Origin of the sequence: Micromonospora sp. DSM 45708 (genome assembly GCF_039566955.1) — a bacterium.
Classification (GTDB): Bacteria; Actinomycetota; Actinomycetes; order Mycobacteriales; family Micromonosporaceae; genus Micromonospora.
Genome location: NZ_CP154796.1, coordinates 6,936,319 through 6,960,495 on the forward strand (window position 1 = coordinate 6,936,319; position 24,177 = coordinate 6,960,495).

Here is a 24,177-nt window from a genome sequence, read left to right on the forward strand (position 1 = left end):
TCACGCCTCCAGATCAGCCAGCACGGTCGGCAGTTGGCCGGCGGCCTGGGCGACCGCGGCGGGGGTGGTGTCCAGGTGCTTCAGCAGCCCGTCGACGTACGACACGTCGACCCGGACCTTCTGCACGCGCCCGTCGACGTCGCGCATGACGAACTCACGGAACCCGAGCCGGTTGGCGGAACCGCTGTCGGCCTGGGAGAGCGAGGCGAGGGTGGCCTCGTAGCCGTCGTCGACCGGCACCCGCAGCAGCCGCAGCGCCTCGGAGGCGATCTCGCTGTCCTCGGCGATCCGGCCGACGAAGACGGTGGAGACGAGGTTCTGCACGTCGAGGCCGAGGATGTCCTTCGGGTTCTGCGAGGCGACCAGCGCGGCCAGGTTCCACTTCCGGGAGTCGCGGGCGAGCCGGACCAGGAACGACCGCCCGGAGCGCCAGCCCTCCATGAAGTGCGCCTCGTCCAGGCCGACCAGCTTCCGGGAGGCCATCGACCCGCCGTAGCAGCGGCGGACCGCCAGCCGGTGCGCGGTGTGCAGCATCGGCAGGGCCAGGGCCTCCTCGGCCGACCAGTACTCGCGCTCGATCTTGAGGTCGGGCAGCCGGAGACCGGCCATGGTGATCACGGTGAGCGCGGCGTCGGCGCCGAGCAGCCCTTCCGGCGGGCGGCCGAAGAAGAGCATGGCCAGCGGCATCTCGGCGGTGTCGAGCAGCAGGTTCGCCAGTTCGCGGCCGGCGTCGTCGTCGAGCCCCTGGAGGCAGGCGACCACGTCGTCCAGGGTGGAGGTCTCCTCGGCCGGCACCTGGCGTACGGCGTGCCGGAACAGCGTGGCGGTGGACGCCTCCCGGGCCACCTGCGGTGGCACCAGCATCATGCAGATGTCCTGCACCAGCATCCGGCGTTCGGCGCGGGCGTTGGAGACGGCGATCTCGAACTCCCGGTCGCCGGCCGCGCCGGCGCCGAACTCGCTGCGCAGCGGCGTGGGGATCAGCGCGTACGGGGCCAGGGTGCCCTGTTCGGAGCCGGTCAGGTTGAGCACCCGCGCGTACGGGGCCAGCTCGGGCATGGCGCAGAGCCGGGCCAGCGGGCCGGACGGGTCGAGCAGCGTCACCTGCACGCCGCGTCGCGCGGCGAGGTAGCCGAGCGCGCCGAGCAGCGTGGACTTGCCACCACCAGGCTCGGCGACGAAGACGGCGAGCCCGGAGCGTTCGCGCACCTCCATCGGGAAGTGCAGGTCGAGGAAGACCGGGCGACGGCAGGTGCCGGCGGTCCGGCCGATCAGGTCGCCGCGCCGGTCGCCGACCGTGGACGCGGCCTGGGGCAGCGCGGCGGCGAGCAGTTGGACCGGCATCCGCCGGACGTATCCGGTGTTGGCGATGGGCTCGCCGGGGATGAACTCGCGGGCCAGCCAGTCCTGGTTCTTCGGGTGCTGGAGCGAGATCCGCAGCTCGCGGGAGTAGAGCTGGATGAGGCGGCGGGCCCGCTCCAGGCACTCCTCCCGGGTGCGCCCGCCGACCGCGATCCGGTGCCAGCCGTGGGCCCGGGCCGAGTCGACCGGCAGCCCGGTGGTCATCTCGTCACCGATCACCAGTGCCCGCTTGGCGAGCCGTTCCAGCTCGGGTGGGGCGTCGATGCCGTGCTCGGCGTAGTCGAGCTGTTGGGAGCGGATCATCCGGAGCCGGTGTTCGAGGTTCCGGAAGGAGTCGTTGGGGCCGAGGAGGTCGACCCGGGTGGACAGCTCCATCGGCCACGGCAGCCGCTCGTGGAAGTGCAGCCAGGGCTCGTGCCGCTCGGGGATCTCCAGCGGCTCCATCCGGCCGACCGCGAGCACGGCCACGTGCCGTTCCTCGCCGGTCATCCGGTTGACCAGCTTCACCGTGGAGCCGTACGGGGTGCGGTAGCGCTCGACCTGCTCGGTGAGGGCCAGCAGGTCGCCGCGTTCCCATCGGCCGTTGGTGATCGGGGAGAGCACGCCGGGCGGCGCCATGCAGAGCGCCACCGAGCGGTAGAGCAGCCATTCCAGCTCGGGCGCGGTGACCCGGCGGCCCCGCATGCCGAACGCGCCGAGCACCTCGTCGAACTGTTCGACGGTGCGGCCCAGCCGGCGTCGTTCGCCGTCGGCGGTGCCCCGGCCGAATGTGCGCAGCAGGCGCTCGGTGAGCGAGTCGCCGAGCGACCGGCGGGCGAAGGTGACCCCGAGGTAGGTCTGGCCCTCGGCGTGGTTGACGGACATGAGGTGCCGCTGGGCGGCGACCAGGTGGTCGGCCCAGCCGGTGGTGCCGGGCACGTCGGGCAGCGGGGTGGCGGTGTGCGCGTCGATGGTGCGCGCCCACTCGTCGGCCGGGAAGGGCCGGGTGGTGCGGCGCAGGTGCAGCCGGAACCCGGCCAGGCCGGCGTACTGCTCGGAGATCGCCGAGAGGAGCGCCTCGCGTTCGGCGTCCGGGCGGAACGCCCAGCGCACCTCGGGCAGCCAGTACCAGGCGGTGACCGTGTTGGGGGTGAAGGTGAGGTGACCGGCGATCTCGGTGATGGCCAGCTCGACCGCCGGGTCCCGGTCGCCGAACTTGATCTTCGGGGCGCGGACCCGGACCGGCTTGGCGGGCTTGTTCCGGCGTTCGGCCGAGCGCTGCCGGGGCGGCGTGACCTCGCGGTGCGCGGGGCGGCCGACCTCCCGGGACGGCGCCGGCCGGTCCACCAGGTCGGGTGCCGGCTCCCGCCGGTCGGTGCGGTGCGCGGCGGCCCGGACCTCGGCGTGCGGGGGCGGCGGGAGCGCGGGTTCGCCGACCGGCTCCGGCTCGGCGGTGGGTCGGAGCGCGAGCCGCTCGCCCGCTTGCAGCGGCACCCGGCTGCGGGTCGCGGGCGGCGGGTCGAGCGCGGGCGGTTCGGCGGGCGCGGCGAGCGCGTGCTCCGGCCGGGGCCGCTCCACCGCGCGTACGCCGGGGGCCGGCTCCCGGGCCGGCGGCTCGGGGTGGGCCGGTGGCGCCGGTTCGGTCGGCGCGGCGGGCTGGTGCGGGATCGGCAGCGCGTCGCGGCCGACGCCGCGCCGGGGCGGGGCCACCACCGGCTCGACCGGCAGGGCCGGCGGGACGGACGGGGCGGGCCGGCGGACCCGGGGCTGAGCGCCGCCGAACAGGTCGAGGAAGGGCGAGTCGATGTCGCCGTCGGGGCGTACCGGCTCACGGGTGTCGCCACCGCACGGGGCGAGCGGACGTGGCGGCTGGAACACGCCGACCCGGCCGTGGCCGGGGCTGGTGACGAGCGCCGGGTCCAGCACGACCTCGTCCAGATCCTCGTCCGGCGGGTAGTCGAACGATCGCGTACGGTTACCGGGCGTGTCGGCCGGGCGTCCGGCCGGGGAACCCGGCGTGGAAGAGCGACTCATGCGACCGCCTCACCCGCGTGGTTCGTCTGCGCCGTCGGCCTACGCCCGGTCATGCCAGTTCCTCCCGGATCCTGATCCGGCTCGCGACGAGTCGCGGGTCCCGCAGCTCGGCGGCCGGCTCCCGGGTGCGTCGCCAGTCGGTCAGCGCGGTCCGGATGACCATGCGCGCCGGTCGGTCCGGGTCGACGTACCGGAAGATGAACGAGGTCGTCACGATGGCGAGCGAGATCTCCCAGGCGGGGAAGAGCTCGACCTGGAGCGTGAACAACCAGTGGATGAACACGTAGAGGGGTACGAGCAGCATGAACAGGCCGTACTGGGCGTACGGCAGGTGGACGGGCAGGGTGTAGCCGGGCGGCCCCAGGTAGACGAGGCGAGCCCGGTAGATGTCGTCGTCGGTGCGCAGCCGCATCGTCGCCCAACGCCCTACTCGAAGATGAGGTTGATCAGGTAGTCGCCGACGAAGAAAAGTGTGGCCGCGCCGGCGATGAAGGCCAGCCCGATGATGGCGATGGCGGAGCTGGTCAGCACCTTGGAGATCTCACCCCGGCTGGCCCGGCCGATGAAGATCACGCCGAGTACGGCGAGCAGGATCGGCGCCACCTTGCTGGCGAAGAACGTGACGACGTTGTCGGTGTCGATGCCCTTCGGAGCCGGCTCGGCGAGTGGAGTCGACGCCAGGGTGTGGAGCGCGTGGTCGACGGCGGTGGACGCCGTTGCCATGAGCTCGATGGCGATCACTGGAAACCTCCCCAAAGGTCGCGGCCGGCGGCGCCGCGATGGTGCAGTTAGGCAAGCCTGGCGGGATGGTGCTCGACGGGAGCAGCGCCGTCGACGCTGAGTCCGTCACCCACCACGAAGAGTGGTGAGCTTTGGGCGGATTCTTCCCGCTTCGGCCCTCCCCTCCGGGCTTCGCCATCTCGATGCTGGGCAATTCCAAAGCGTACGGGCCGGCCACCTTTGCGACAAGCCGCGAAGAGTAGGCCCGCTTCGACCCGGACGACCGATCGTACACCTGTTCTAACGCGCACGTCAGGGGTGCCGTGTCCGGGGCGCGCCCGGTCGCCGGAAGCCCTGCTGGCGAACGGTACTGTCGGGTCCGTGACCGATCTGGTACGGGCGAACGCCCCGGTGGTGATGGGCGTCCTCAACGTCACGCCCGACTCGTTCTCCGACGGCGGCAGATACGCCGATCTGGACGCCGCCGTCGCACACGGGGTGCGACTCCGCGAGGCCGGCGCGGACCTGGTCGACGTCGGCGGCGAGTCGACCCGGCCCGGCGCCGACCGGATCGACGCGGAGACCGAGACCGCCCGGGTGCTGCCGGTGATCCGCGAGCTGAGCGCCGCCGGCATCCCGGTCAGCATCGACACCAGCCGGGCCCGGGTCGCCGAGGCGGTGCTCGCGGCCGGCGCGGACGTGGTGAACGACGTCTCCGGCGGGCTCGCCGACCCGGACATGGCCCGGGTGGTCCGGGACGCCGGCTGCCCCTGGGTGCTCATGCACTGGCGGGGCCCCTCGCGCGGCATGCGCGACCTGGCCACCTACACCGACGTGGTGGCCGACGTCCGGGCCGAGCTGGGGCAGCGGGTCGACGCGGCGCTCGCCGCCGGCGTCGCCGCCGACCGGATCATCGTCGACCCCGGGCTCGGCTTCGCCAAGACCGCCGCGCACAACTGGGAACTCAGCGCCCGCCTGCCCGAGCTGGTCGACCTCGGTTTCCCGCTGCTGTTCGGGGCCAGCCGCAAGTCCTACCTGGGCCGGCTGCTCCCGGACCCGGCCGGCGAGCCGCGCCCCACCGCCGGCCGGGAGGCCGCGACCATCGCGACAAGCGTGCTGGCCGTCGCGGCCGGCGCCTGGGGGGTACGCGTGCACGACGTCCGCGGCACGGCCGACGCGCTCGCGGTCTGGCGGGCCACCGGCCGCCCGCGGCTGGCGGGTGCGGCGCGGGCCGGCGCCCGGAGCGGAGGGGACCGATGACCGACCGGATCGAGCTGACCGGCCTGCGCGCGCACGGGCGGCACGGCGTCTACGACTTCGAGCGGGCCCAGGGGCAGGAGTTCGTGGTCGACGCCGTGCTCGAACTCGACCTGGGCCCGGCCGCCCGCTCCGACGAGGTGACCGACACCGTGCACTACGGCGAGTTGGCCGAGCGGCTGGTCGCCGTGCTCACCGGTGAGCCGGTGAACCTGATCGAGACGCTCGCCGACCGGCTGCTCGCGGTCTGCCTGGCCGAGCCGCTGGTCGTGGCCGCGACGGTGACCGTGCACAAGCCGGAGGCCCCGATCCCGCACGCCTTCCGCGACGTGGCCGTCACGATGCGGCGTACCCGGTGACCCGGGCCGTGCTGTCGATCGGCAGCAACCTCGGCGACCGCCTCGACCACCTGCGCGGCGCGGTGGCCGCGCTCGGCGACGGCGTGCTGCTGGTCTCCGGCGTCTACGAGACTCCACCGTGGGGGGACGCGGAGCAGCCCGCGTACCTGAACGCCGCGGTGATGGTCGCGGACCCGGCGGCGGCGCCGGAGGACTGGCTGGCACGGGCCCGGGCCGCCGAGGCGGCGGCCGGCCGGACCCGCGACCCGGCGCGGCGGTACGGGCCGCGCACGCTCGACGTGGACGTGATCGCGGTCTGGGACGCCGCCGGGCAGCCGGTGCTCAGCGACGATCCCGAGCTGACCCTGCCGCACCCCCGGGCGCACCTGCGGGCGTTCGTGCTGCGGCCGTGGATCGACATCGAGCCGCACGGCCGGCTGCCCGGGCACGGCTGGCTGACCGACCTGCTCAACGCCGAGCCGCTGGCCGCCGACGCCCTGGAACTGAGCCCACGGCCCGATCTGACGCTAGAGTCGGACGCATGAGTACGGCCCGGCCCCCGCAGGACCCCGACCGCTTCCGGATGGGTCCGACCCGGGTCTCCACGCTGGTCGTGGCCGGTCTGGCCGCCGCGGCGGTGGCCTGGCTGCTGATCAGCGGTTTCTACTACGACTTCGCCCCGGACCTGCCGTGGCTGCCGGTGGTCACGCTGGCCGGGTTGGCCGTGCTGGAGGGCTACGCGGCGGCCAACACCCGCGCCCGGGTCGAGCGCCGGCCCGGCCGGGAGCCGGTGAATCCGCTCCTGGTCGCCCGCTTCGTGGTGCTCGCCAAGGCGTCCGCGCTGGCCGGGGCCATCTTCGCCGGCTTCTACGCGGGCCTGGTCGGCTGGCTCTTCGTGGAGCGGACCAACGCCGCCGTCGGCGACCGTCCGGCCGCGGTGGCCGGCCTGGTCGCCTCGCTGGCCCTGGTCGTGGCCGCGCTCTGGCTGGAGCGCTCGTGCCGGGTGCCCGAGCAGGAGGACGACGAGGACCGGGAGCCGGGCGACCGGGAGACGCCGCGCGGGCGCCGCTGAGCAGAGGGTTTCCCCCGTCTCCGCCCGCAGGTACCGTCCCTGGCGACCGGAGAGCGACGGTCGCCACCGGTCCGCCCGCGAAGTGGGCCGGACGCGGCCAGCTGGGAGGCACGGGCCAATGGGGTACGACGAGTCGGGCCGGACGGCGCCACCGGAGACGTCGTCCGGCGTGCCCGCCGCGGTGCTGGAGAACGTCTTCGACGACCCGTCCCACGGCGAGCCCGGCCGGGACCGGATCGCGGTGCACGTGGTCTGGGAGTTCCTGCTGCTGGCCGGCCTGATCGCGGTGACCTGGCTGCTCTGGCGCGAGGATTCGGACGCGTTGCGCGGCGGCGCGCTCAAGATGCTGCTGGTCGACGTGGCCGGGCTGGGCCTGCTCACGTTGGCCGCCGGCCTGAGCCTGCGGGCCGCCGCGGTGAACCTCGCGGTCGGTCCGGTCGCGCTGGCCGCCGCGTTGCACTTCGCCGAGCAGGGCGACCGGGGCCTGCGGGACGCGCTGCTGCCGGCGCTGGCGGTGGCGGCGGCCGGTGGGCTGGCGCTCGCCCTGGCCGTGGTGGTGCTGCACGTGCCCGGCTGGGCGGCGAGCCTGGCCGGCGCGGCCGGTGTGATCGTCTGGCTGGAGCGGCGGACCGGCCCGGTCGCGGTCCAGGGCGACTACGACCCCCGCCGCACCGCGCTCTACCTCTTCGTCGGGTTCGCCGCGGTGGCCGTCCTCGGTGGTCTGTTCGGCGCGATCAAACCGGTACGCCGGCTGCTCGGCCGGTTCCGTCCGGTCGCCGACCCGGCGCGGCGGCGGGGCGCGGTGGCCGCCACGGTGACCGCGCTGGCGCTCGTCGGCTCCACCGTGCTGGCGATGCTCGGCGGGGTGCTGATCGCCGCGAACGGGCACGGCCCGGTCCCGCCGGGCACCGGGCTGGACTGGTCCGTGCTGGCGGTCGGCACCGTGCTGCTCGGCGGCACCAGCGCGTACGGCCGGCGCGGCGGCATCTTCGGCGCCCTGCTGGCGGTCTGCCTGGTGGTGGTGTTCCAGGTCTGGGCCGACGCGCACGACTGGACGATCAGCCGGTGGGCGGTGGGCGGCGCCGTCCTCGGTGCCGGGCTGGTGGTCACCCGACTGGTGGAGACGTTCGGCCGGCCCCGCCCGGCCGGGCCCGCCGCGGGCGCGCCCGCACCGCTCCGGTCGCCCGGCGACGGCACGATCAGCGGCGGTTGGGTGATGCCGCCGAGGCCCGAGCCGACCGACACCTGGCCGTCGGTGCTGCCGGTACGGGACACCGACACCCCGGTCGACGCCTGGGAGGCGCCGCGCTGGGAGAGCGAGCCACGACGGTGGGACACCGACGGCCGCTGACGCCCGCCGCCGGCGTCGCGTCCGGCGGGCCGGAGCTGATCTCGCCGGTTAGGCTCGGCGGCATGACGGAGACTCCTGCCCCCGGCGGCCGTACCTTCGACGAGCTCGACAGGCTCTCCACCGAGGAGCTGCGCGAGCAGGCGTTCCACCTGGCCCGGGAGCGTCGCGACGTGGGGTTCTTCTGGTCGGTGCTGCGGCACCTGCCGAACGCCGACGAGGCCGCCGCCCTGGACGGTGCGCCCAACTCGGTCGGGCCGACCATCGACGAGGCCAACGCGTTGTGGCGCGAGCTGACCGGCCACGGCTACGAGGAGTCCGCGCCGCTGCTGCGTGCCGCCTTCATCGACTACCTGATGAAGCACTGACCCGGTGGCCGCGCGCCGGCCGGCGGCGGTCAGGCGGCCGGGCAGGTTTGCCCGCCGCGGCGGCCCGGGAACTGACCGTCCCATGGCCCTCACCAACCGCCCCCGCACCGTCCCCCGGTACGGCACGGCCGCCGGCACCGGCACGCTCGCCGCGTTCCTGCTCGTCGCGGTCGGCGGCAGCCCGATGTACGTCGGCTGGGCGCAGGAGCACACCGACCCGACCGGTGCGGGCGGCTGGTTCCTGCGGCTGCTGGCCTGGCCGGCCTGGCAGTGGCACGCGGACGAGGGGGTGCTCGCCACCAACCTGCGGGCGATCCTGTTGATCGTGCTGGCCGCGGCGCTGCTCTACCTGCTGCCCGGTCCACAGGTCGACCGGGTGGCGGCCTCGGGCAGCCAGTTCCTCTCCGGCTGGGGCGCGTACGCCCTGGCGGCCGGGCTCAGCGCGCTGCTCGCCACGCTGCTCGGGCCGCACGGCACGCTCTACGCCGCGTTCCAGGCCGCGAGCACCGGCGCCGCGTACGGCCTGTTCGCCGGCTGGATCGTCGGCCTGGCCAGCCTGGGCGGCCGGGCCTGACCTCGCGCGGGATCGTCGGCCTGGCCAGGTCGAGCCGGTCGGGGCGGCCGGGCCTGACCTCGCGCGGGATCGTCGGCCTGGCCAGGTCGAGCCGGTCGGGGCGGCCGGGCCTGACCTCGCGCGGGATCGTCGGCCTGGCCAGGTCGAGCCGGTCGGGGCGGCCGGGCCTGACCTCGCGCGGATGGTCGGCCGGACCGGGTCAGTCGACCGCGCCCAGGGTCAGCACCCGGGTCCGGGCGAGGAGCCCCAGGGGGCGGCCGTCCTCGGTGACCACCGCCCGGTCGGCGCCGGCGGTGAGCAGCGTGCCCAGCGCGTCGTAGGCCGAGCTGCCCAGCGGCACCGTGGGCAGGCCGTCGGCGTCGCCGGCCGGGAGCGGGTCGAGTACCGCGCGGGTCACCGGGGTGACCGCGAGCTGCCGGATGCCCCGGTCGGCGCCGACGAACTCGCGGACGAACGCCGAGGCGGGCGAGCCGAGCAGCGCGGCGGGCCGGTCGTACTGCTCCAGGACGCCGCCCTCGGACAGCACCGCGATCCGGTCGCCCAGCCGGACCGCCTCGTCGAGGTCGTGGGTGACCAGCACGATGGTCTTGCGGACCTCGGCCTGCAACCGGAGGAACTCCTCCTGCAACCGGGTCCGGACGATCGGGTCGACGGCCGAGAACGGCTCGTCCATCAGCAGTACCACCGGGTCGGCGGCGAGCGCCCGCGCGACCCCCACCCGTTGCCGCTGGCCGCCGGAGAGCTCGTGCGGGTAGCGCTTGCCGAACTGCGCCGGGTCGAGCCCGACCAGCTCCAGCAGCTCACCGACCCGGGCCCGGGTCCGTTCCCGGGACCAGCCCAGCAGCCCCGGCACGGTCGCCACGTTGGTGGCCACGGTCTGGTGCGGGAAGAGACCGACGTTCTGGATCACGTAGCCGATGCGACGGCGCAGCGTCACCGGGTCGACCCGGGTGACGTCGTCGTCGCCGAGTAGGATCCGCCCGTCGGTCGGCTCGATCAACCGGTTGATCATCCGCAGCACGGTGGACTTGCCGCAGCCGGACGGGCCGATCAGCACCACCAGCTCGCCTGCCTGGACCTCCAGGCTCAGCTCGCGGACCGCCTCGGTGCCGTCCGGATAGCGCTTGCGGATGCGCTCCAGCGTGATCGAGGCGGCGCCGTGACCGGCGGGGGCCCCCGGGGTAACGTCCACGTGTGTTCCTCCACCTGAGCTACCGGGCCGCCCCGGGTAATCCGTGGTTCTCCTGGCGGTACGTGCGGGACAACTCTGACAGCATCCTCGCCGCGTTGCGCGAGCACACCTGGCTGACCGGCCGGGCCGTGGTGATCGCCGCGCTGGTGGCGCTGCCGCTCGCGGTGGCAGCGTACTGGTTCCGGTCGTTGGCCGCGTCCATCCTGGCGCTGACCGGGGTGCTCTACACGATCCCGTCGCTGGCGCTGTTCGCGTTCCTCGCCCCCTACCTCGGCATCGGCGCGGTGACGGTGCTCACCGTGGTGGCGCTGTACGCGCTGCTGGTGATCGTGCGCAACACGCTGGCCGGCCTGAACCAGGTGCCGCCCGAGGTGCGGGAGGCCGCCGAGGGCATGGGATACGGCCGCTGGGGCCGGCTGTTCCGGATCGAGCTGCCGCTGGCGCTGCCCGGCATCCTCACCGGCCTGCGCCTGGCCACCGTCTCCACGGTCGCGCTGGTCACGGTCGGGGTGGTGGTGGGCCGGGGCGGGCTCGGCCAGCTCATCTTCGCCGGCTTCCAGAACAACTTCTACAAGGCGCAGATCATGACCGGCACGGTGCTCTGCGTGCTGCTGGCGCTGGCGCTCGACCTGGTGCTGGCCGGCGTGGGCCGGCTGCTCACCCCCTGGCTGCGCGGGAGAAACTCGTGAGCGCGAGGAGTACGGCGCCGCGGAGCACCGCGGTCGCGAACGGAAGGTCAGTTCGGTGAACCCGGTGCAGGCGGCCGTGACCTGGCTGAACGACCCGCTGAACTGGACCAATCCGGGCGGCGTGCTGGACCGGCTGGGCGAGCACCTGAGCATGTCCGCCCTGGCGGTGCTGCTCGGCTGCCTGGTGGCCTGGCCGATCGGCCTCTGGCTCGGGCACAGCGGCCGGGGTGGCGGCCTGGTGCTGCTGGTCTCCAACGTCACGCTGGCGATCCCCACCCTGGCCCTGCTGACCATCCTGCCGCTGACCTTCCTCGGGTTCGGCCGCGCGTCCGTGGTGGTGGCGCTCGCCGTGTTCGCGGTGCCGCCGCTGCTGGCGAACGCGTACACCGGGGTGCGGCAGGCCGACGCGGAGGCCCGGGACGCCGCGCGCGGCATGGGGCTCTCCGGCGGGCAGGTGCTGCGCCGGGTGGAGCTGCCGCTCGCGGTGCCCTATCTGGCGGCCGGGTTCCGGACCGCGGCCGTGCAGGTGGTGGCCACCGCCGCCCTGGCGTCCTTCGTCAACGGCGGCGGGCTGGGCCAGATCATCCGCGCCGGCTTCGGCCTCGACATCGCCGCCGGTGGCGGCCAGATCATCGCCGGCGGCGTCCTGGTGGCCGGCCTGGCGCTGCTGGTCGAGGGCGTGCTCGCGGTGCTGGAGCGGCTGGTCACGCCGCGTCCGCTGCGTCGGGTCCAACGGCGGGCGAACCGCCGCGCGGCGGCGGCCACGGCCGGCGGCTGACGCCCGGCGTCCGGGCGGGCACCGAGACGGCGGTCACTGTCGCTCGGCCCCCGGGTGACGATCCGATGACGAAAACCGCTCCGAATTTGTCGTCCCGGTCGGTGAGGATGTTGGGTGAAGTCACGGGCGGCGTACGGATCGCCCGTCGGACACGCGGCCGGCCCGAGAGGGCCGCGCCGGGACACGGAAGGCGGGCATCTGATGCGCGCACGTTCACGGCTGGCCGCGGGGGCCTTCGGCGCCCTCGTCGCGGCGGGTCTTCTCACCGGCTGCGGCGACGCCGGCTCGTCCGGCACCGACGCGCCCCAGGCGGGCGCCTCGGGCGCCGGTTGCGCCCCGGTGGCGGGTGACCAACTCGTCGTCCTCACCGACGACAAGAAGCTCCAGAACACCGACAACGTCCTTCCCGCGATCAACAAGAAGGCGGCCACCCCGCAGCTCGTGGCCGCGCTGGACAAGGTCTCCGCGAAGCTCGACACCACCAAGCTGATTCAGCTCAACCGGGCGGTCGACGTCGACCGGAAGACGCCTCAGGTGGCGGCCCAGGAGTTCGCCGGCGCCAACGGCGTGACCGACGGGATCGAGAAGGGTCCGGGCGGCCAGGTGACGGTCGGCGCCGGCAACTTCAGCGAGAGCCAGACCGTCGCCGAGCTTTACAAGATCGGGCTCACCGCGGCCGGCTACCAGGTCAAGGTGCAGACCATCGGCAACCGGGAGCTCTACGAGCCAGCCCTGGAGAAGGGCCAGATCCAGGTCGTCCCGGAGTACGCCGCCACCATGGCGGAGTTCCTCAACACCAAGGCCAACGGCAAGGACGCCCAGCCGATCTCCTCGCCCGAGCTGGAGAAGACGGTCGCGGCGCTCAAGACCGAGGGCGAGAAGTCCGGCCTGGTGTTCGGCCAGCCGTCCCAGGCGCAGGACCAGAACGCGTTCGCGGTCACCAAGGCCTTCGCCGACAAGTACGGCGTGTCCACGCTCTCCGACCTGGCCGCCAAGTGCTCCGGCCAGGCCACCGTGCTGGCCGGCCCGCCGGAGTGCCCGCAGCGGCCGAAGTGCCAGGCCGGGCTCGTCGAGGTCTACGACTTCAAGGCCGGCTCGTTCAGCTCGTTGGACGCGGGCGGCCCGCAGACCAAGAACGCGCTGAAGACCGGTTCCGCCAGCGTCGGTCTGGTCTTCTCCTCCGACGCGGCGCTCGCCACGAGCTGACCGTTGCCGCCGGCCGGTCGCACCGACCGGCCGGCGGCGCGTCGGGGCTGGTGGCCCGGCCGGCGGTGCGGGCATCCGACTGTGCCGACCCGTTCCGCTCCGGTGGAACTCTCGGTACTCTGCTCACCCATGCCCGCCTCGGTCGCCCCCACCGACAAGCGCCCCCCGACGCTGCTGACGGTCCTGTTCTGGACCGGTGTGGGGTTGGCCCCCCTGGCGGCGCTGATCCTGCTGGTCGCCGACGGCAACGGCACGCTCCGGTTCGGTGCCGTGCTCGCGATCCTCGCCGTCGTGCTGATCGGTCTCTCCATCGCGCTGCGGGCCGACAACGGCGCCGACGGGACCGTGTCCGAGGGGTTGCGCGAGGAGTTGGAGCAGCTCCGGCGGGAGTTGCGGGCCGAGATCGTGGCCGCCGCCCAGCGCGGCAACCAGGCACTCGACCAGGCGCGACGGGCGGAGGACGCGGCCGGCGCGGTGCGCCAGCGGCTCGACGCGGCGGCTGCGGGCCTGGCCGCCCCTTCCGCCGAGGATCGCCCGGGCGGGCGGGCCCGGGTGCCGGTCGTCGGGGGGTACGACGCGGGGGTGCGTCCGGCCGGCCCCGACGAGGACGGGTCGAGCCGGCCGGCCGACGGTCGCTTCGGCACCGACCAGCAGGTCGATACGCCGTGGGCGGGCCGTCCGGACGCCACCGGCCGCCACGTCGACGACCGGGCCGAGCGGTCCGGATCCGACGCGTACGCCGTCGAGGGCCGGGCGCGACCCGAGCCGCATGGCGCCGATCGTGACCGCCCGGCCGGTGAGCACGCGGAGTTCCGCGGCTACCCGACCGCGGCGGCCCGGCCGCGCGCGGAGCGTACGGAGTTCGGCGGCCACGGCACGGAGCCGCCGCCGTCCGCCGGGCGGGACGCGGAACGGGCCGGCGGCGGCGTGTACGGCGCGGCACGGGTGCCCGAACCGGGGGCCCGACCGGAATCGCGTCCGGTCGGGGTGGTCCACCACACCGAGACCGTGCACGTGACCACGCGCCACACCATCGTGGACGGCGGCGGGGACGCGGCCGGTTCCCGGTACGGGGGGTACGCCGGCCGTTGGTCCCCGTCGGCGGAGGAACGGCCGAGGGGTGCGGAGCCGGCCGGACCGCGCGGTGCCGGCCACCGCGAGCCGGCCGGGGACGAGCCGGCGCGCTCCGGTTGGCCCGCTGCCGGGGAGGACGCCTGGCCCGGAGCGCCCCGGTCCGACCCGGATCGGGCCTGGCCCGGTGCCCGGGTCGACGGCCCGGCGTGGCCGGGCGGGCGGGGCGACGGTGCGGGCGACGGCCCGGCGTGGCCGGGCGCGCGGGACGACGGTGCGGGCGACGGCCCGGCGTGGCCGGGCGGGCGGGACGACGGCTTCCGGTCGGGCCCGCCCGGCGACGGACGATCCCGGGGCGGCGAGGGGCGGGAGCACCCGTGGGCCGGCGTCGGCCGTGCCGCCGGCGGTGACCGGGGCTGGCCGGCGCGGCCGGCGGAGGACGGTTGGTCGACCGGCTCGCGGTCGGGCCGGCCGGCGGACGAGCAGCGCCCCTGGCCCGGGGCGGATGACGACCGGGCCGGGCGGCCGTCGGCCGCGGAGGCCGGTTGGCGGCCGACCGGGGCGCACGAGCGGGCGGCGCCGCCCGAACCGTACGGCGGGGCGGCGGTCGGGGAGCCGGACGGCGGCCACTGGTCCGAGTTGCGCGCCGGCAACCGCTGGGCCGAGGTCCGCGACGACGGTCAGGGGCGCGAGGTCCGGGTCGGGGAGCGGCGGGCCGCGGTGCACGCCGACGGCGGCAGCACCGGGTACCGGGTCGAGGACCGGTGGGCCTCCGTCCGGGGCACGCCATCCGGCCACCACGGCACCGGCCCGGCGTACCCCGATTCCGGCGCGTCGCGGCGGGAGGCGGCGTACCCCGACGTCGGCGTGCCGCGGCACGACCGGGAGTCGCCGCCGGGCGGCGGCTGGTCGGGGGAGGGGCAGCCGGCGCTGCCGGCCGGCGGCGTGCCGATGCCGGACGCGTGGCGACCGCCGACCCAACGCAGCGGCCAGCCCGAGTGGCGGCAGCCCGGGCCGGAGTGGCGGCAGCCCGAACCGGAGTGGCAGCCCGAGCCGGAGTGGCGCCGTCCGGAGCCGGACGGCTACGGCCCGACGCCCCGGGACACCGCCGACCGCTGGCGCTGACCGTGGCCCGACCGCCCGTGCGGCGGTGCCGCCGCGCCGGAGGTCACTTGTCGATGTCGCCCACCACGAAGAACATCGACCCGAGGATGGCGATCAGGTCCGGCACCAGGCACCCGGGCAGCAGCGTCGACAGTGCCTGCACGTTCGCGTACGAGGCGGTGCGCAGCTTCAACCGCCACGGCGTCTTCTCGCCCCGGGACACCAGGTAGTAACCGTTGATGCCGAGCGGGTTCTCGGTCCAGGCGTACGTGTGCCCCTCGGGGGCCTTGACGACCTTCGGCAGCCGGGTGTTCACCGGCCCGCCGATCCGGTCCACCCGGTCCAGGCACTGCTCGGCGAGGTCGAGCGACGCGTACACCTGGTCGAGCAGCACCTCGAACCGGGCGTGGCAGTCCCCGGCGGTCTTCGTCACCACCGGCACGTCGAGCTGGTCGTAGGCCAGGTAGGGCTCGTCCCGGCGCAGGTCGAGGTCGAGCCCGGAGGCGCGGCCGACCGGCCCGGACGCGCCGAACGCGGCGGCGTCGGCCGCGGAGAGCACGCCGACGCCGACGGTGCGGGCCAGGAAGATCTCGTTGCGGCGGATCAGGTGGTCGAGGTCGGGCATCCGTCGGCGGACCTCGCCGATGGCGGCGCGGGCGCGGCCGGTCCAGCCGGCCGGCACCTCCTCCTTCAGGCCGCCGACCCGGTTGAACATGTAGTGGATCCGACCGCCGGAGACCTCCTCCATCACCGCCTGGATGGTCTCCCGTTCCCGGAACGCGTAGAACATCGGCGTGATCGCGCCGATCTCCAACGGATACGAGCCGAGGAACATCAGGTGGTTGAGCACCCGGTTCAGCTCGGCCAGCGCCATCCGCAGCCAGGTGGCGCGCTCCGGCACCTCCATGCCCATCAGCCGTTCCACCGCGAGCACCACGCCCAGCTCGTTGGAGAACGCGGAGAGCCAGTCGTGCCGGTTGGCGAGCACGATGATCTGCCGGTAGTCGCGTACCTCGAAGAGTTTCTCCGCGCCCCGGTGCATGTAGCCGACGATCGGCTCGGCGGCGACGACCCGCTCGCCGTCGAGCACCAGGCGCAGGCGCAGCACGCCGTGCGTCGACGGGTGCTGCGGCCCGATGTTGAGCACCATGTCGGTGCCGAGCTGCTCACCGCCGGCGCCGGTCCCGACGGTCAGTTCGCGGAGGTCGCCGGCGTCCGTGGTCATGCCCGTCATCGTGCCAGAAGCGGGTCGAGGTCGACGCCGACCGGCTGCCACAGCCACCAGTGCCCGCCGAGGCCGGCCGGGTCGGTCAGCTCGGCCACCGCCGACGCCGCGGCCAGCGCCCGCAGGTAGCCGGCCGGGTCCCGGGAGGCCAGGCTCAGCGGCGGTCGCCCGCCGTCGGCCCCGAGCGCCCGCACCGCCGCCCGCTGCGACACCAGGGTGTACGCACACCGGGCGACCCGCTCACCGGCGGAGGCGACCGAGTCCATGGCGACGTGCGCGGTCACGTCGCACGACCCGTCCGGCACCGGTGGCACCTGCCGTCCGTCCCGGTACCCGGTCAACGTCCCGTCCACCGGCCGCGACTCCCGCAGGTGCCCGTAGTCCACGGCCAGCGCCGCCCCCCGCCGCACCTGCCCCACGGCCTCCGCCCAGGCCTGGTCCCGCTCCCGCCCGATCTCCACCCGCCCCCACCCGCCCGGCTGCCCCCACCCGCCCGACCACCCGCGCTCGTCGCTGATCAAGGAGTTGGCGTCGCCGTTCGGTGTCGGGCCCGACGCGAACTCCTTGATCACGTGGGACGGCGGAGGCGGGAGCGGCCACCAGCGGGTGAGCCAGGCGGCGTCGGCGGGGGAGAGGGCAGGGCCGAGCGTCTCGCGGGCGGTGGCGGGGTCGACCAGGAGGTGGCGCCAGCCGTCGGGGGTGTGGGTGGCGACGTCCAGGGGGGTGTTGTCCAGCCACTCGGTCGCCAGCAGCAGGCCGGTGATGCCCGCCGGGATGTCGGGTCGCCACTCGATCTCCGCGGGCAGGTCGGCCGGGCGGGCGGCCTTCTCCACCGCGACGAAACGGATCCGCTCCGCCAGCGACGGCCCGGTGGGCGTCGCCACGACGGCCCCCAGCAACGCGCGGAGCAGCTCGGCCCGACCGGCGCCCACGTCGACCACGTCCAGCCGGGCGGGGTGATCGAGCGCGAGGTCGAGTGCGGTGAGGACGTGCCCGAGACACGACGCGAACACCGGGGACGCGTGCACGCTGGTGCGGAAGTGGGCGGCCGGGCCCCGACCTGCCACGAAGAAGCCGTTCGGGCCGTACAGCGCGGCCTCCATCGCGTCGCGCCAGCGGAGCGCCATCAGTTCATTCCTCGTTCAGGGGGCGTCACCGTGCTGACCCTACGGTGACCGGACATGAGACGAACCACGATTCCCGCGCTGGTCGCGGTGTCCCTGTTGCTGGCCTCGGCCCCGGCGGTGGCCGCGCCCACCGCCGACGCCCCACGCCCGGTCCGCGCGGTGACGGAGACCCCCTCACTCTTCGACGACGAGGCCGGCGGCGACGCGGACGCCGACGACCCGGCGATCTGGGTGCACCCGACCGACCGGGCCGGCAGCCTGGTCATCGCCACCGCGAAGAACGGCGGCCTGCGGGTGTACGACCTGCGGGCACGCGAGCGGCAGGCGGTGGCGACGCCACCGGCGCCGGGGCCGGACGACGAGGCGGGCCGCTTCAACAACGTGGACCTGGTGGCGGGTTTCCGGCTGGGCGGGCGTTCCGCTGATCTGGCCGTGGTCACCGACCGGGGACGCGACCAACTGCGCTTCTTCCGGATCGACGGGCGGACCCGGATGCTCACCGACGTGACCGCCCCGGATGTGCCGTTCGTGTTCAGCGCGGACCAGGCCGAGGTCAACGAGCAGCGCACCGCCTACGGGCTGGGCACGTACGTCGACGCCACCGGCGCCGCGTACGCGGTGGTGAGCCGGCGCAGCACCCCGGAGGTGGGGCTGTTCCGGCTGGTGGAGCGGGCCGGACGGGTCAGCTACCGGCCGGTCGACCGGCTGGTGCTGCCGTCGACGTTCACCCTGCCGAACGGGGCCACCTGGTCGCCGTGCACCGACCCGGGCGACGGCCCGCAGGTCGAGGGGACCGTGGTGGACCCGGACACCGGTGTGGTCCACCTGGCCCAGGAGAAGGTCGGTCTCTGGCGTACCCGGCTGGTCGGTGGCCGGTTCGTCGGCGCCCCGCGGTCCGTCGAGCGGGTCCGTGAGTACGGCGTGCCGGCCACCTTCGACGCCGAGGAGGACGACTGCGTGACCGACTACGCGGCCGACCCCGGCTTCGGCGGCCGGATCGCCCAGGACGTGGAGGGGCTGACCATCCACCGGACCGGACGGTCCACCGGCACCCTGATCGTCTCCAGCCAGGGTGACGACACCTTCTACACCTACGACCGGCGTACCGATCGGCCCATCGGCCGGTTCGCGGTGGTCGACGGGCGCGTGGACGGCTCGCAGGAGTGCGACGGCGCGGCGGTGACCGCCACCCCGCTGCCCGGTTATCCGGGTGGCCTGCTGGTGGTGCACGACGGCCGGAACACCCCGGAGTCGGCCGACGGGGACGGCGGGGCCCGGCCCGACACGAACTTCAAGTTCGTCGACGCCGGTTTCCTCCGCTCCTCGCGCTGACCGGGCGGAACGGGGTCGCCGTGTTCATCAGCGGCGGCCCCCTCGGCGCGGGCGGTGAAGGTTTTCACACCTTCTTGTTCCGCCTCCCTGGCCGCGGCGCATACTTGCCATCGACCGGTACCCCCTTCGAGGACTGGATCGCTGCCATGAGCGCACCGCTGCGCCCGCGGGCCCACCGCGCCCCGCTCGCCTTTCCCCGTACCCTCACCGTCGGTGTGCTCGGCGCCGGCCGGGTCGGCGCCGTGCTCGGCGCGGCGCTCGCCGCCGCCGGTCACCGGGTGGTCGCCGCGTCCGGCGCGTCCGGCGCCTCGCGGGCCCGGCTGGCGTTGCTGCTGCCGCAGACCCCGCACCGTGCCGCGCCCGCCGTGGCGCGCGCCGCCACCGACCTGCTGATCGTGGCGGTCCCCGACGACGTCCTGGCCGGGGTGGTCGCCGAACTGGCCGCGAGCGGCGCGCTGCGCCCCGGCCAGGTGGTGGCGCACACCTCCGGCGCGCACGGGTTGGCCGTGCTCGCGCCGGCCGCCGAGGCCGGCGCCCGGCCGCTCGCGCTGCACCCGGCGATGACCTTCACCGGTACGCCGGACGACCTGTCCCGCCTGGCCGGCAGCTCCTACGGGGTGACCGCCCCGGCCGAGCTGCGCCCGTTCGCGGCCCGGCTGGTGGCGGACCTGGGCGGCGTGCCGGAGTGGGTGGGCGAGGCGGACCGGCCGCTCTACCACGCGGCGCTCGCGCACGGCGCGAACCACCTGGTGACAGTGGTCAACGACGCCGCCGACCGGCTGCGTGACGCCGGGGTGGACCGGCCGGAGAAGGTGCTCGCCCCGCTGCTGCGCGCCGCCCTGGAGAACGCGCTGCGGCTGGGCGACGACGCGCTGACCGGCCCGGTGTCCCGGGGCGACGCGGGCACCGTACGCCGGCACCTGGACCGGCTGGCCGCGACCGCGCCGGAATCGGTGCCGGCCTACCTGGCGTTGGCCCGACGGACGGCGGACCGCGCGGTCGCGGCGGGCCGGCTGCGCCCGGCGGACGCGGCGCCGCTGCGGGACGTGCTGGACGGGATGGAGGTGGCGGCGTGAGCGCGAGGAGCGAGTCGGGTTCGCGAGCCGCTCGGTCGCGAGCCGAGGGAGGTACGGCGTGAGCGCGAGGAGTGAGTCGGGTTTGCGAGCCCCGCAGTCGCGAACTGAGGGAGGCACGGCGTGACGGTGGGCGTGCTGCACACGCGTAAGGAGTTGGCGGCGGCCCGCGCCGGGCTGACCGGCACGGTCGGGGTGGTGATGACCATGGGCGCGCTGCACGCGGGGCACGAGACGCTGCTGCGGGCCGCCCGGGAGCAGGCCGACCACGTGCTGGTGACGATCTTCGTGAATCCGCTCCAGTTCGGCCCGAACGAGGACTTCGACCGCTACCCGCGCACGCTCGACGCGGACCTGGAGATCTGCCGCCGGGCCGGGGTGGACCTGGTCTTCGCGCCCCCGGTGAACGAGATGTATCCGGAGGGACAGCCGACGGTGCGGCTCGACCCGGGCCCGCTCGGCGAGGACCTGGAGGGCCTCAGCCGGCCCGGCTTCTTCCACGGGGTGCTCACCGTGGTCATGAAGCTGCTCCAGCTCACCCGCCCGGACCTGGCCTTCTTCGGCGAGAAGGACTACCAGCAGCTCACCCTGGTCCGCCGGATGGTCCGCGACCTCGACGTGCCGACCGGGATCGTCGGCGTGCCGACCGTACGCGAGCCGGACGGCCTGGCGTTGTCCAGCCGCAACCGTTACCTCTCCGCGTCGGAGCGGCGGGCCGCGTTGAGCCTCTCCGCCGCGCTGCGCGCCGGTGCGGCGGCGGCGGAGCGGGGTGACGACGCGGGCGCGGTGCTGGCCGCCGCCCACCGGGCGTTCGACGCGCCGGGGGCCCGCCTCGACTACCTGGTGCTCACCGACACGAACCTGGAGCCCGGCCCGGTCTCCGGCGCGGCCCGGCTGCTGATCGCCGCCTGGGTGGGCGCCACCCGCCTGATCGACAACGCGGCGATCCACCTCGCGCCGCGTCCCTGACCCCACCACGAAATGCGGAAAGGCACCCCGATGCTCCGGACCATGCTCAAGTCGAAGATCCACCGGGCCACGGTGACCCAGGCCGACCTGCACTACGTCGGCTCGGTGACCGTGGACGAGGATCTGCTGGACGCGGCGGACCTGCTCCCCGGCGAGCAGGTCGCGATCGTGGACGTCACCAACGGCGCCCGGCTGGAGACGTACGTGATCCCGGGTCGCCGGGGCAGCGGCGTGATCGGCATCAACGGTGCCGCCGCGCACCTGGTGCACCCCGGTGACCTGGTCATCCTCATCTCGTACGGGCAGATGGACGACGCCGAGGCCCGGACCTGGCAGCCCCGGGTGGTGCACGTCGACGCCGACAACAGGGTCGTCGACCTCACCGCCGACCCCGCCACGGCCGCCCCCGGCACCGCCGGCGCCCCCATCCCCAACCCCCTGGCCGCCGCCCTGACCTGACCCGTCCCACCCCCGCGCCCGCCCCGCCCCCGCGATCTTGCGGTTGGTGTCCTTCGTTCGTCCGGTTCGCCCCGTTCGTCGGGGCGGAAACCGCAAGATCGGCGGACGGGGGGCGGGGCAGGGGTCGGGTCGGGGCGGGCGCGGTCTGTTACCGGAAGGTCATTTTCGGCTACCCTGGGCGGGCCGTCGGAATCGACGGTCGTCGGGCTGGGGGAGGCGCGATGGGCCGTGCGATGCGCAGCCTCGTCGCCGCGGTGGTCGCGGGCGTGATGCTGGCCGGGTGTGCCTCGTCGGGCGGGGTGGACGGGGATCTCGCCGACGACTGGCCGGCGCTGGGTGCTCCCGGGCCGTTCACGCCGGTGGCCGGCGTCTGCCAGGTCGCCGACTTCACCCCGACCGTGGGTCTGGCCGGCTACGCGCCGGTCGGCTGCGACCTGCCGCACCGGGTGGAGACGGTGCACGTCGGTGCGTTCACCGTCGACCGGGCCACCCCGCCGGCGCTCACCTCGCCGGAGCTGCGTACCGCGTTCGCCGAGTGCGACACCCGGGCCCGCGGCTACGTCGGCGACGACTGGCGTGCCGGCCGGCTCCGGCTGGCCGTGGCGACGCCCACCGGCACCGGGTGGACGGCCGGCTCCCGCTGGTTCCGGTGCGACCTGACCGAGCTGAACACGACCGAGGCGGCGGCCACCGTGGTGACCCGGACGGGCAGCCTGCGCGACGCGCTCAGGCAGCCGTCCCGGCTGCGCCTGGGCTGCCAGCGCACCGGGCAGGACCGGCGGCGGGTGCAGACGCTCACCCAGGTCGACTGCGCGACGGCGCACGACGCCGAGTTCGTCGGCGTGTGGGTGGCACCGGACCGGCCGTACCCGAGCCGGCCGGCGGACTGGGCCCCGCTCTACGCCGGCTGCTACACCGCCGTCGCGCGCTGGACCGGCGTGCCCGCCGACGCGGTGCTGCCGTACCGCAGCGACGTGGTGGTCCGGCCGCCCGGCGCCGGCCGCTGGGCGGTCGGCGACCGCGGGGTCCGCTGCTACCTGTGGCTCAGCCACCGCAAGGTGAGCGTCTCGTTGAAGGGCGCCGGCCCGGCCGGGATGCCGGTCCGGACGAGGTAGCCGGAACCACTCGTCCCGCCCCCGCCGCCCGGGACGAGGATGCTTCGGGTTGACTGTGCTCATGGACCTTCCCACGGTCGACCTGCCGGTCCTGCCCCGGCTGCTCGCCGCGCCCGCGCCCGGTTGGGTGGAGACCACCGACGTGATCGTGGTCGGCTCCGGCGTCGCCGGGCTGACCGCCGCGCTGCACCTGCGTGAGGCCGGCCTGCACGTCACGGTCGTCACCAAGGTCGACATCGACGAGGGCTCCACCCGCTGGGCGCAGGGCGGCATCGCCGCGGTGCTCGACCCGGCGGACAGCCCGGCCGCGCACGCCCACGACACCGAGGTGGCCGGCGTCGGCCTCTGCGACCCGGCGACGGTGCGGGTGCTGGTGGAGGAGGGCCCGACCCGGCTGCGCGAGTTGATGCGGATCGGGGCGGAGTTCGACCGCAACCCGGACGGCTCCCTGATGCTCACCCGGGAGGGCGGTCACCGGGCCGACCGGATCGTGCACGCCGGCGGCGACGCCACCGGCGCGGAGGTGCAGCGGGCGCTGCACGCCGCGGTGCGCCGCGACCCGTGGATCCGGCTGGTCGAGCACGCGCTGGTGCTGGACCTGCTGCGCGCGCCGGGAGACGGGCCGGGTGGGCTCGGACCGGCCTGCGGGATCACGCTGCACGTGCTCGGCGAGGGCAGCGAGGACGGCGTCGGCGCGATCCTCGGCCGTGCGGTGGTGCTGGCCACCGGCGGGATGGGGCAGGTCTTCGCCGCCACCACCAATCCGGCGGTCTCCACCGGCGACGGGGTGGCGCTGGCGCTGCGCGCCGGCGCGGCCGTCACCGACCTGGAGTTCGTGCAGTTCCACCCGACCGCGCTGATCGTGCCGGCCGGCGGGCCGGACGCCGGTCTCGCGCAGCAGCCGCTGGTCTCCGAGGCGCTGCGGGGCGAGGGCGCCCACCTGGTCGACGGCGACGGCAAGCGGTTCATGGTCGGCCAGCACGAGCTGGCCGAGCTGGCCCCCCGGGACGTGGTGGCCAAGGGCATCCACCGGGTGCTCCTGGCCACCGGCGCGGAGCACGTCTTCCTGGACGCGCGGCACCTGGGCGGCGACTTCCTGGCCCGGCGGTTCCCGACCATCGTGGCGTCCTGCCTGGCCATCGGCGTGGACCCGGCGACCGACCTGATCCCGGTCGCGCCGGCCGCCCACTATGCCTCCGGTGGCGTCCGGACCGACCTGCACGGCCGCACCTCGATCCCCGGCCTGTACGCCTGCGGCGAGGTGGCCTGCACCGGCGTGCACGGCGCCAACCGGCTGGCCAGCAACTCGCTGCTGGAGGGGCTGGTCTTCTCCCGGCGGATCGCCGAGGACATCGCCGCCGGCCTGCCCGAGCAGGCCCGACCGGCGGAGACCGGCGCCTGGGTGGGTGGGCCGGGCCGGCTGGTGCCGGCGGCGGGCACGCCGGAGCTGCAACGGGCGATGACCCGGGGCGCGGGCGTGCTCCGCTCGGCGGAGACGCTGGCCGCCACCGCCGACACGCTCCGCGCGCTGGGCGAGGGGCGGGGCGTGCCGCGTACCGCCGACTGGGAGGCGACGAACCTGCTCACCGTGGCGTCGACGCTTGTCGCCGCCGCGTACGCCCGGCAGGAGACGCGGGGCTGCCACTGGCGGGAGGACCACCCGGTGGCCGACGACCGGTGGCGGGGGCACCTGGTGGCCGGGGTGGGCCCGGACGGGCGGCTCGCCGAGCGGTGGGAGAACCCGCCGGCCTCGCAGACGCGAACGTCGTGAACGAGGAGAGGAAC

At 75.2% G+C, this 24,177-nt stretch carries 23 protein-coding genes; 17 read left to right on the plus strand and 6 right to left on the minus strand.

Features of this window, described 5'->3' with window-relative positions; translation table 11 throughout:
• The 3 genes from VKK44_RS30525 to VKK44_RS30535 are packed head-to-tail and all read right to left on the minus strand — an operon-like array spanning nucleotide 1 to nucleotide 4,116.
• Nucleotides 1–3,375 carry an ATP-binding protein gene (locus VKK44_RS30525; protein WP_343444641.1) on the minus strand — a complete coding sequence of 1,125 codons (3,375 nt, stop codon included), beginning with the start codon at nucleotides 3,373–3,375 and terminating at the stop codon, nucleotides 1–3.
• A 49-nt stretch (nucleotides 3,376–3,424) separates the two neighbouring features.
• Nucleotides 3,425–3,787: a hypothetical protein gene (locus VKK44_RS30530; RefSeq protein WP_089157613.1), complete on the minus strand. Its 363-nt coding sequence runs from the start codon at nucleotides 3,785–3,787 to the stop codon at nucleotides 3,425–3,427.
• A gap of 14 nt (nucleotides 3,788–3,801) precedes the next feature.
• Nucleotides 3,802–4,116: a hypothetical protein gene (locus VKK44_RS30535; protein WP_091070155.1), complete on the minus strand. Its 315-nt coding sequence runs from the start codon at nucleotides 4,114–4,116 to the stop codon at nucleotides 3,802–3,804.
• 360 nt (nucleotides 4,117–4,476) lie between these two features.
• On the opposite strand from VKK44_RS30535, the gene folP reads away from it, so the two are divergent.
• From folP to VKK44_RS30570, 7 genes are all read left to right on the plus strand, one after another.
• Nucleotides 4,477–5,355, plus strand: a complete 879-nt coding sequence (gene folP / locus VKK44_RS30540) for a dihydropteroate synthase (RefSeq protein WP_343444642.1) — start codon at nucleotides 4,477–4,479, stop codon at nucleotides 5,353–5,355.
• A complete protein-coding gene (folB, locus tag VKK44_RS30545) occupies nucleotides 5,352–5,711 on the plus strand; it encodes a dihydroneopterin aldolase (protein ID WP_343444644.1) in 360 nt (119 codons plus the stop codon). The genes folP and folB overlap by 4 nt, the downstream gene beginning before the upstream one ends.
• Nucleotides 5,708–6,235 carry a 2-amino-4-hydroxy-6-hydroxymethyldihydropteridine diphosphokinase gene (folK, locus tag VKK44_RS30550; RefSeq protein WP_343444645.1) on the plus strand — a complete coding sequence of 176 codons (528 nt, stop codon included), beginning with the start codon at nucleotides 5,708–5,710 and terminating at the stop codon, nucleotides 6,233–6,235. Before folB ends, folK begins: the two co-directional genes overlap by 4 nt.
• On the plus strand, nucleotides 6,232–6,762 hold the full coding sequence (locus tag VKK44_RS30555; RefSeq protein WP_458351585.1) for a DUF3180 domain-containing protein: 531 nt from the start codon (nucleotides 6,232–6,234) through the stop codon (nucleotides 6,760–6,762). Before folK ends, VKK44_RS30555 begins: the two co-directional genes overlap by 4 nt.
• A gap of 118 nt (nucleotides 6,763–6,880) precedes the next feature.
• Nucleotides 6,881–8,113 (plus strand): ABC transporter permease, encoded by a 1,233-nt coding sequence (locus VKK44_RS30560; RefSeq protein ID WP_343444646.1) that lies wholly within the window; start codon nucleotides 6,881–6,883, stop codon nucleotides 8,111–8,113.
• Between the two features lie 62 nt (nucleotides 8,114–8,175).
• Nucleotides 8,176–8,478 (plus strand): hypothetical protein, encoded by a 303-nt coding sequence (locus tag VKK44_RS30565; RefSeq protein WP_343444648.1) that lies wholly within the window; start codon nucleotides 8,176–8,178, stop codon nucleotides 8,476–8,478.
• A gap of 82 nt (nucleotides 8,479–8,560) precedes the next feature.
• Nucleotides 8,561–9,052 carry a hypothetical protein gene (locus tag VKK44_RS30570; RefSeq protein ID WP_343444650.1) on the plus strand — a complete coding sequence of 164 codons (492 nt, stop codon included), beginning with the start codon at nucleotides 8,561–8,563 and terminating at the stop codon, nucleotides 9,050–9,052.
• Between the two features lie 199 nt (nucleotides 9,053–9,251).
• Here the strand turns inward: VKK44_RS30570 and VKK44_RS30575 are convergent, their stop codons facing one another.
• A complete protein-coding gene (locus VKK44_RS30575; RefSeq protein WP_343444651.1) occupies nucleotides 9,252–10,244 on the minus strand; it encodes an ABC transporter ATP-binding protein in 993 nt (330 codons plus the stop codon).
• Between the two features lie 2 nt (nucleotides 10,245–10,246).
• Here VKK44_RS30575 and VKK44_RS30580 point away from each other — a divergent pair, with 2 nt between their 5' ends.
• From VKK44_RS30580 to VKK44_RS30595, 4 genes are all read left to right on the plus strand, one after another.
• Nucleotides 10,247–10,933 carry an ABC transporter permease gene (locus VKK44_RS30580; RefSeq protein WP_343444653.1) on the plus strand — a complete coding sequence of 229 codons (687 nt, stop codon included), beginning with the start codon at nucleotides 10,247–10,249 and terminating at the stop codon, nucleotides 10,931–10,933.
• Between the two features lie 55 nt (nucleotides 10,934–10,988).
• Nucleotides 10,989–11,711, plus strand: coding sequence for an ABC transporter permease (locus VKK44_RS30585; protein ID WP_343444654.1), 723 nt, complete (start codon nucleotides 10,989–10,991; stop codon nucleotides 11,709–11,711).
• Nucleotides 11,712–11,912: 201 nt separating this feature from the next.
• Nucleotides 11,913–12,917, plus strand: a complete 1,005-nt coding sequence (locus VKK44_RS30590) for a glycine betaine ABC transporter substrate-binding protein (RefSeq protein WP_343444655.1) — start codon at nucleotides 11,913–11,915, stop codon at nucleotides 12,915–12,917.
• A gap of 129 nt (nucleotides 12,918–13,046) precedes the next feature.
• Entirely contained in the window at nucleotides 13,047–15,113 is a 2,067-nt protein-coding gene (locus tag VKK44_RS30595; RefSeq protein WP_343444656.1) for a hypothetical protein, read from the plus strand.
• A gap of 43 nt (nucleotides 15,114–15,156) precedes the next feature.
• Here VKK44_RS30595 and VKK44_RS30600 read toward each other — a convergent pair whose 3' ends face one another.
• Nucleotides 15,157–16,326 carry an NADH-quinone oxidoreductase subunit D gene (locus tag VKK44_RS30600; RefSeq protein WP_343444657.1) on the minus strand — a complete coding sequence of 390 codons (1,170 nt, stop codon included), beginning with the start codon at nucleotides 16,324–16,326 and terminating at the stop codon, nucleotides 15,157–15,159.
• Complete coding sequence (locus tag VKK44_RS30605; protein ID WP_343444659.1) at nucleotides 16,323–17,444, minus strand: SAM-dependent methyltransferase; 1,122 nt, start codon at nucleotides 17,442–17,444, stop codon at nucleotides 16,323–16,325. Before VKK44_RS30605 ends, VKK44_RS30600 begins: the two co-directional genes overlap by 4 nt.
• A gap of 54 nt (nucleotides 17,445–17,498) precedes the next feature.
• Here VKK44_RS30605 and VKK44_RS30610 point away from each other — a divergent pair, with 54 nt between their 5' ends.
• The 6 genes from VKK44_RS30610 to VKK44_RS30635 all read left to right on the plus strand — a co-directional run bounded on the left by VKK44_RS30610 (nucleotide 17,499) and on the right by VKK44_RS30635 (nucleotide 24,163).
• Nucleotides 17,499–18,776 (plus strand): phytase, encoded by a 1,278-nt coding sequence (locus VKK44_RS30610; RefSeq protein ID WP_343444660.1) that lies wholly within the window; start codon nucleotides 17,499–17,501, stop codon nucleotides 18,774–18,776.
• A gap of 146 nt (nucleotides 18,777–18,922) precedes the next feature.
• Nucleotides 18,923–19,852 (plus strand): Rossmann-like and DUF2520 domain-containing protein, encoded by a 930-nt coding sequence (locus VKK44_RS30615; protein ID WP_343444662.1) that lies wholly within the window; start codon nucleotides 18,923–18,925, stop codon nucleotides 19,850–19,852.
• Nucleotides 19,853–19,978: 126 nt separating this feature from the next.
• Nucleotides 19,979–20,818: a pantoate--beta-alanine ligase gene (gene panC, locus VKK44_RS30620; protein ID WP_343447964.1), complete on the plus strand. Its 840-nt coding sequence runs from the start codon at nucleotides 19,979–19,981 to the stop codon at nucleotides 20,816–20,818.
• A 30-nt stretch (nucleotides 20,819–20,848) separates the two neighbouring features.
• Complete coding sequence (panD, locus tag VKK44_RS30625; RefSeq protein ID WP_343444663.1) at nucleotides 20,849–21,277, plus strand: aspartate 1-decarboxylase; 429 nt, start codon at nucleotides 20,849–20,851, stop codon at nucleotides 21,275–21,277.
• Between the two features lie 221 nt (nucleotides 21,278–21,498).
• Nucleotides 21,499–22,392: a septum formation family protein gene (locus VKK44_RS30630; protein ID WP_343444665.1), complete on the plus strand. Its 894-nt coding sequence runs from the start codon at nucleotides 21,499–21,501 to the stop codon at nucleotides 22,390–22,392.
• A 61-nt stretch (nucleotides 22,393–22,453) separates the two neighbouring features.
• On the plus strand, nucleotides 22,454–24,163 hold the full coding sequence (locus VKK44_RS30635) for an L-aspartate oxidase (protein WP_343444666.1): 1,710 nt from the start codon (nucleotides 22,454–22,456) through the stop codon (nucleotides 24,161–24,163).
• The last annotated feature ends 14 nt before the right edge of the window (nucleotides 24,164–24,177 follow it).

Excerpts from the sequence above, each read along its gene's own strand:
- VKK44_RS30590 (WP_343444655.1), top strand. The coding sequence starts at position 11,913 with ATGCGCGCACGTTCACGGCTGGCCGCGGGGGCCTTCGGCGCCCTCGTC.
- VKK44_RS30555 (WP_458351585.1), top strand. The coding sequence starts at position 6,232 with ATGAGTACGGCCCGGCCCCCGCAGGACCCCGACCGCTTCCGGATGGGT.
- VKK44_RS30600 (WP_343444657.1), bottom strand. The coding sequence starts at position 16,326 with ATGACGGGCATGACCACGGACGCCGGCGACCTCCGCGAACTGACCGTC.
- VKK44_RS30570 (WP_343444650.1), top strand. The coding sequence starts at position 8,561 with ATGGCCCTCACCAACCGCCCCCGCACCGTCCCCCGGTACGGCACGGCC.
- VKK44_RS30610 (WP_343444660.1), top strand. The coding sequence starts at position 17,499 with ATGAGACGAACCACGATTCCCGCGCTGGTCGCGGTGTCCCTGTTGCTG.
- panD (WP_343444663.1), top strand. The coding sequence starts at position 20,849 with ATGCTCCGGACCATGCTCAAGTCGAAGATCCACCGGGCCACGGTGACC.
- VKK44_RS30530 (WP_089157613.1), bottom strand. The coding sequence starts at position 3,787 with ATGCGGCTGCGCACCGACGACGACATCTACCGGGCTCGCCTCGTCTAC.
- VKK44_RS30615 (WP_343444662.1), top strand. The coding sequence starts at position 18,923 with ATGAGCGCACCGCTGCGCCCGCGGGCCCACCGCGCCCCGCTCGCCTTT.
- folB (WP_343444644.1), top strand. The coding sequence starts at position 5,352 with ATGACCGACCGGATCGAGCTGACCGGCCTGCGCGCGCACGGGCGGCAC.
- VKK44_RS30635 (WP_343444666.1), top strand. The coding sequence starts at position 22,454 with ATGGACCTTCCCACGGTCGACCTGCCGGTCCTGCCCCGGCTGCTCGCC.
- VKK44_RS30525 (WP_343444641.1), bottom strand. The coding sequence starts at position 3,375 with ATGAGTCGCTCTTCCACGCCGGGTTCCCCGGCCGGACGCCCGGCCGAC.
- VKK44_RS30560 (WP_343444646.1), top strand. The coding sequence starts at position 6,881 with ATGGGGTACGACGAGTCGGGCCGGACGGCGCCACCGGAGACGTCGTCC.
- VKK44_RS30630 (WP_343444665.1), top strand. The coding sequence starts at position 21,499 with ATGGGCCGTGCGATGCGCAGCCTCGTCGCCGCGGTGGTCGCGGGCGTG.
- VKK44_RS30605 (WP_343444659.1), bottom strand. The coding sequence starts at position 17,444 with ATGGCGCTCCGCTGGCGCGACGCGATGGAGGCCGCGCTGTACGGCCCG.
- VKK44_RS30565 (WP_343444648.1), top strand. The coding sequence starts at position 8,176 with ATGACGGAGACTCCTGCCCCCGGCGGCCGTACCTTCGACGAGCTCGAC.
- VKK44_RS30595 (WP_343444656.1), top strand. The coding sequence starts at position 13,047 with ATGCCCGCCTCGGTCGCCCCCACCGACAAGCGCCCCCCGACGCTGCTG.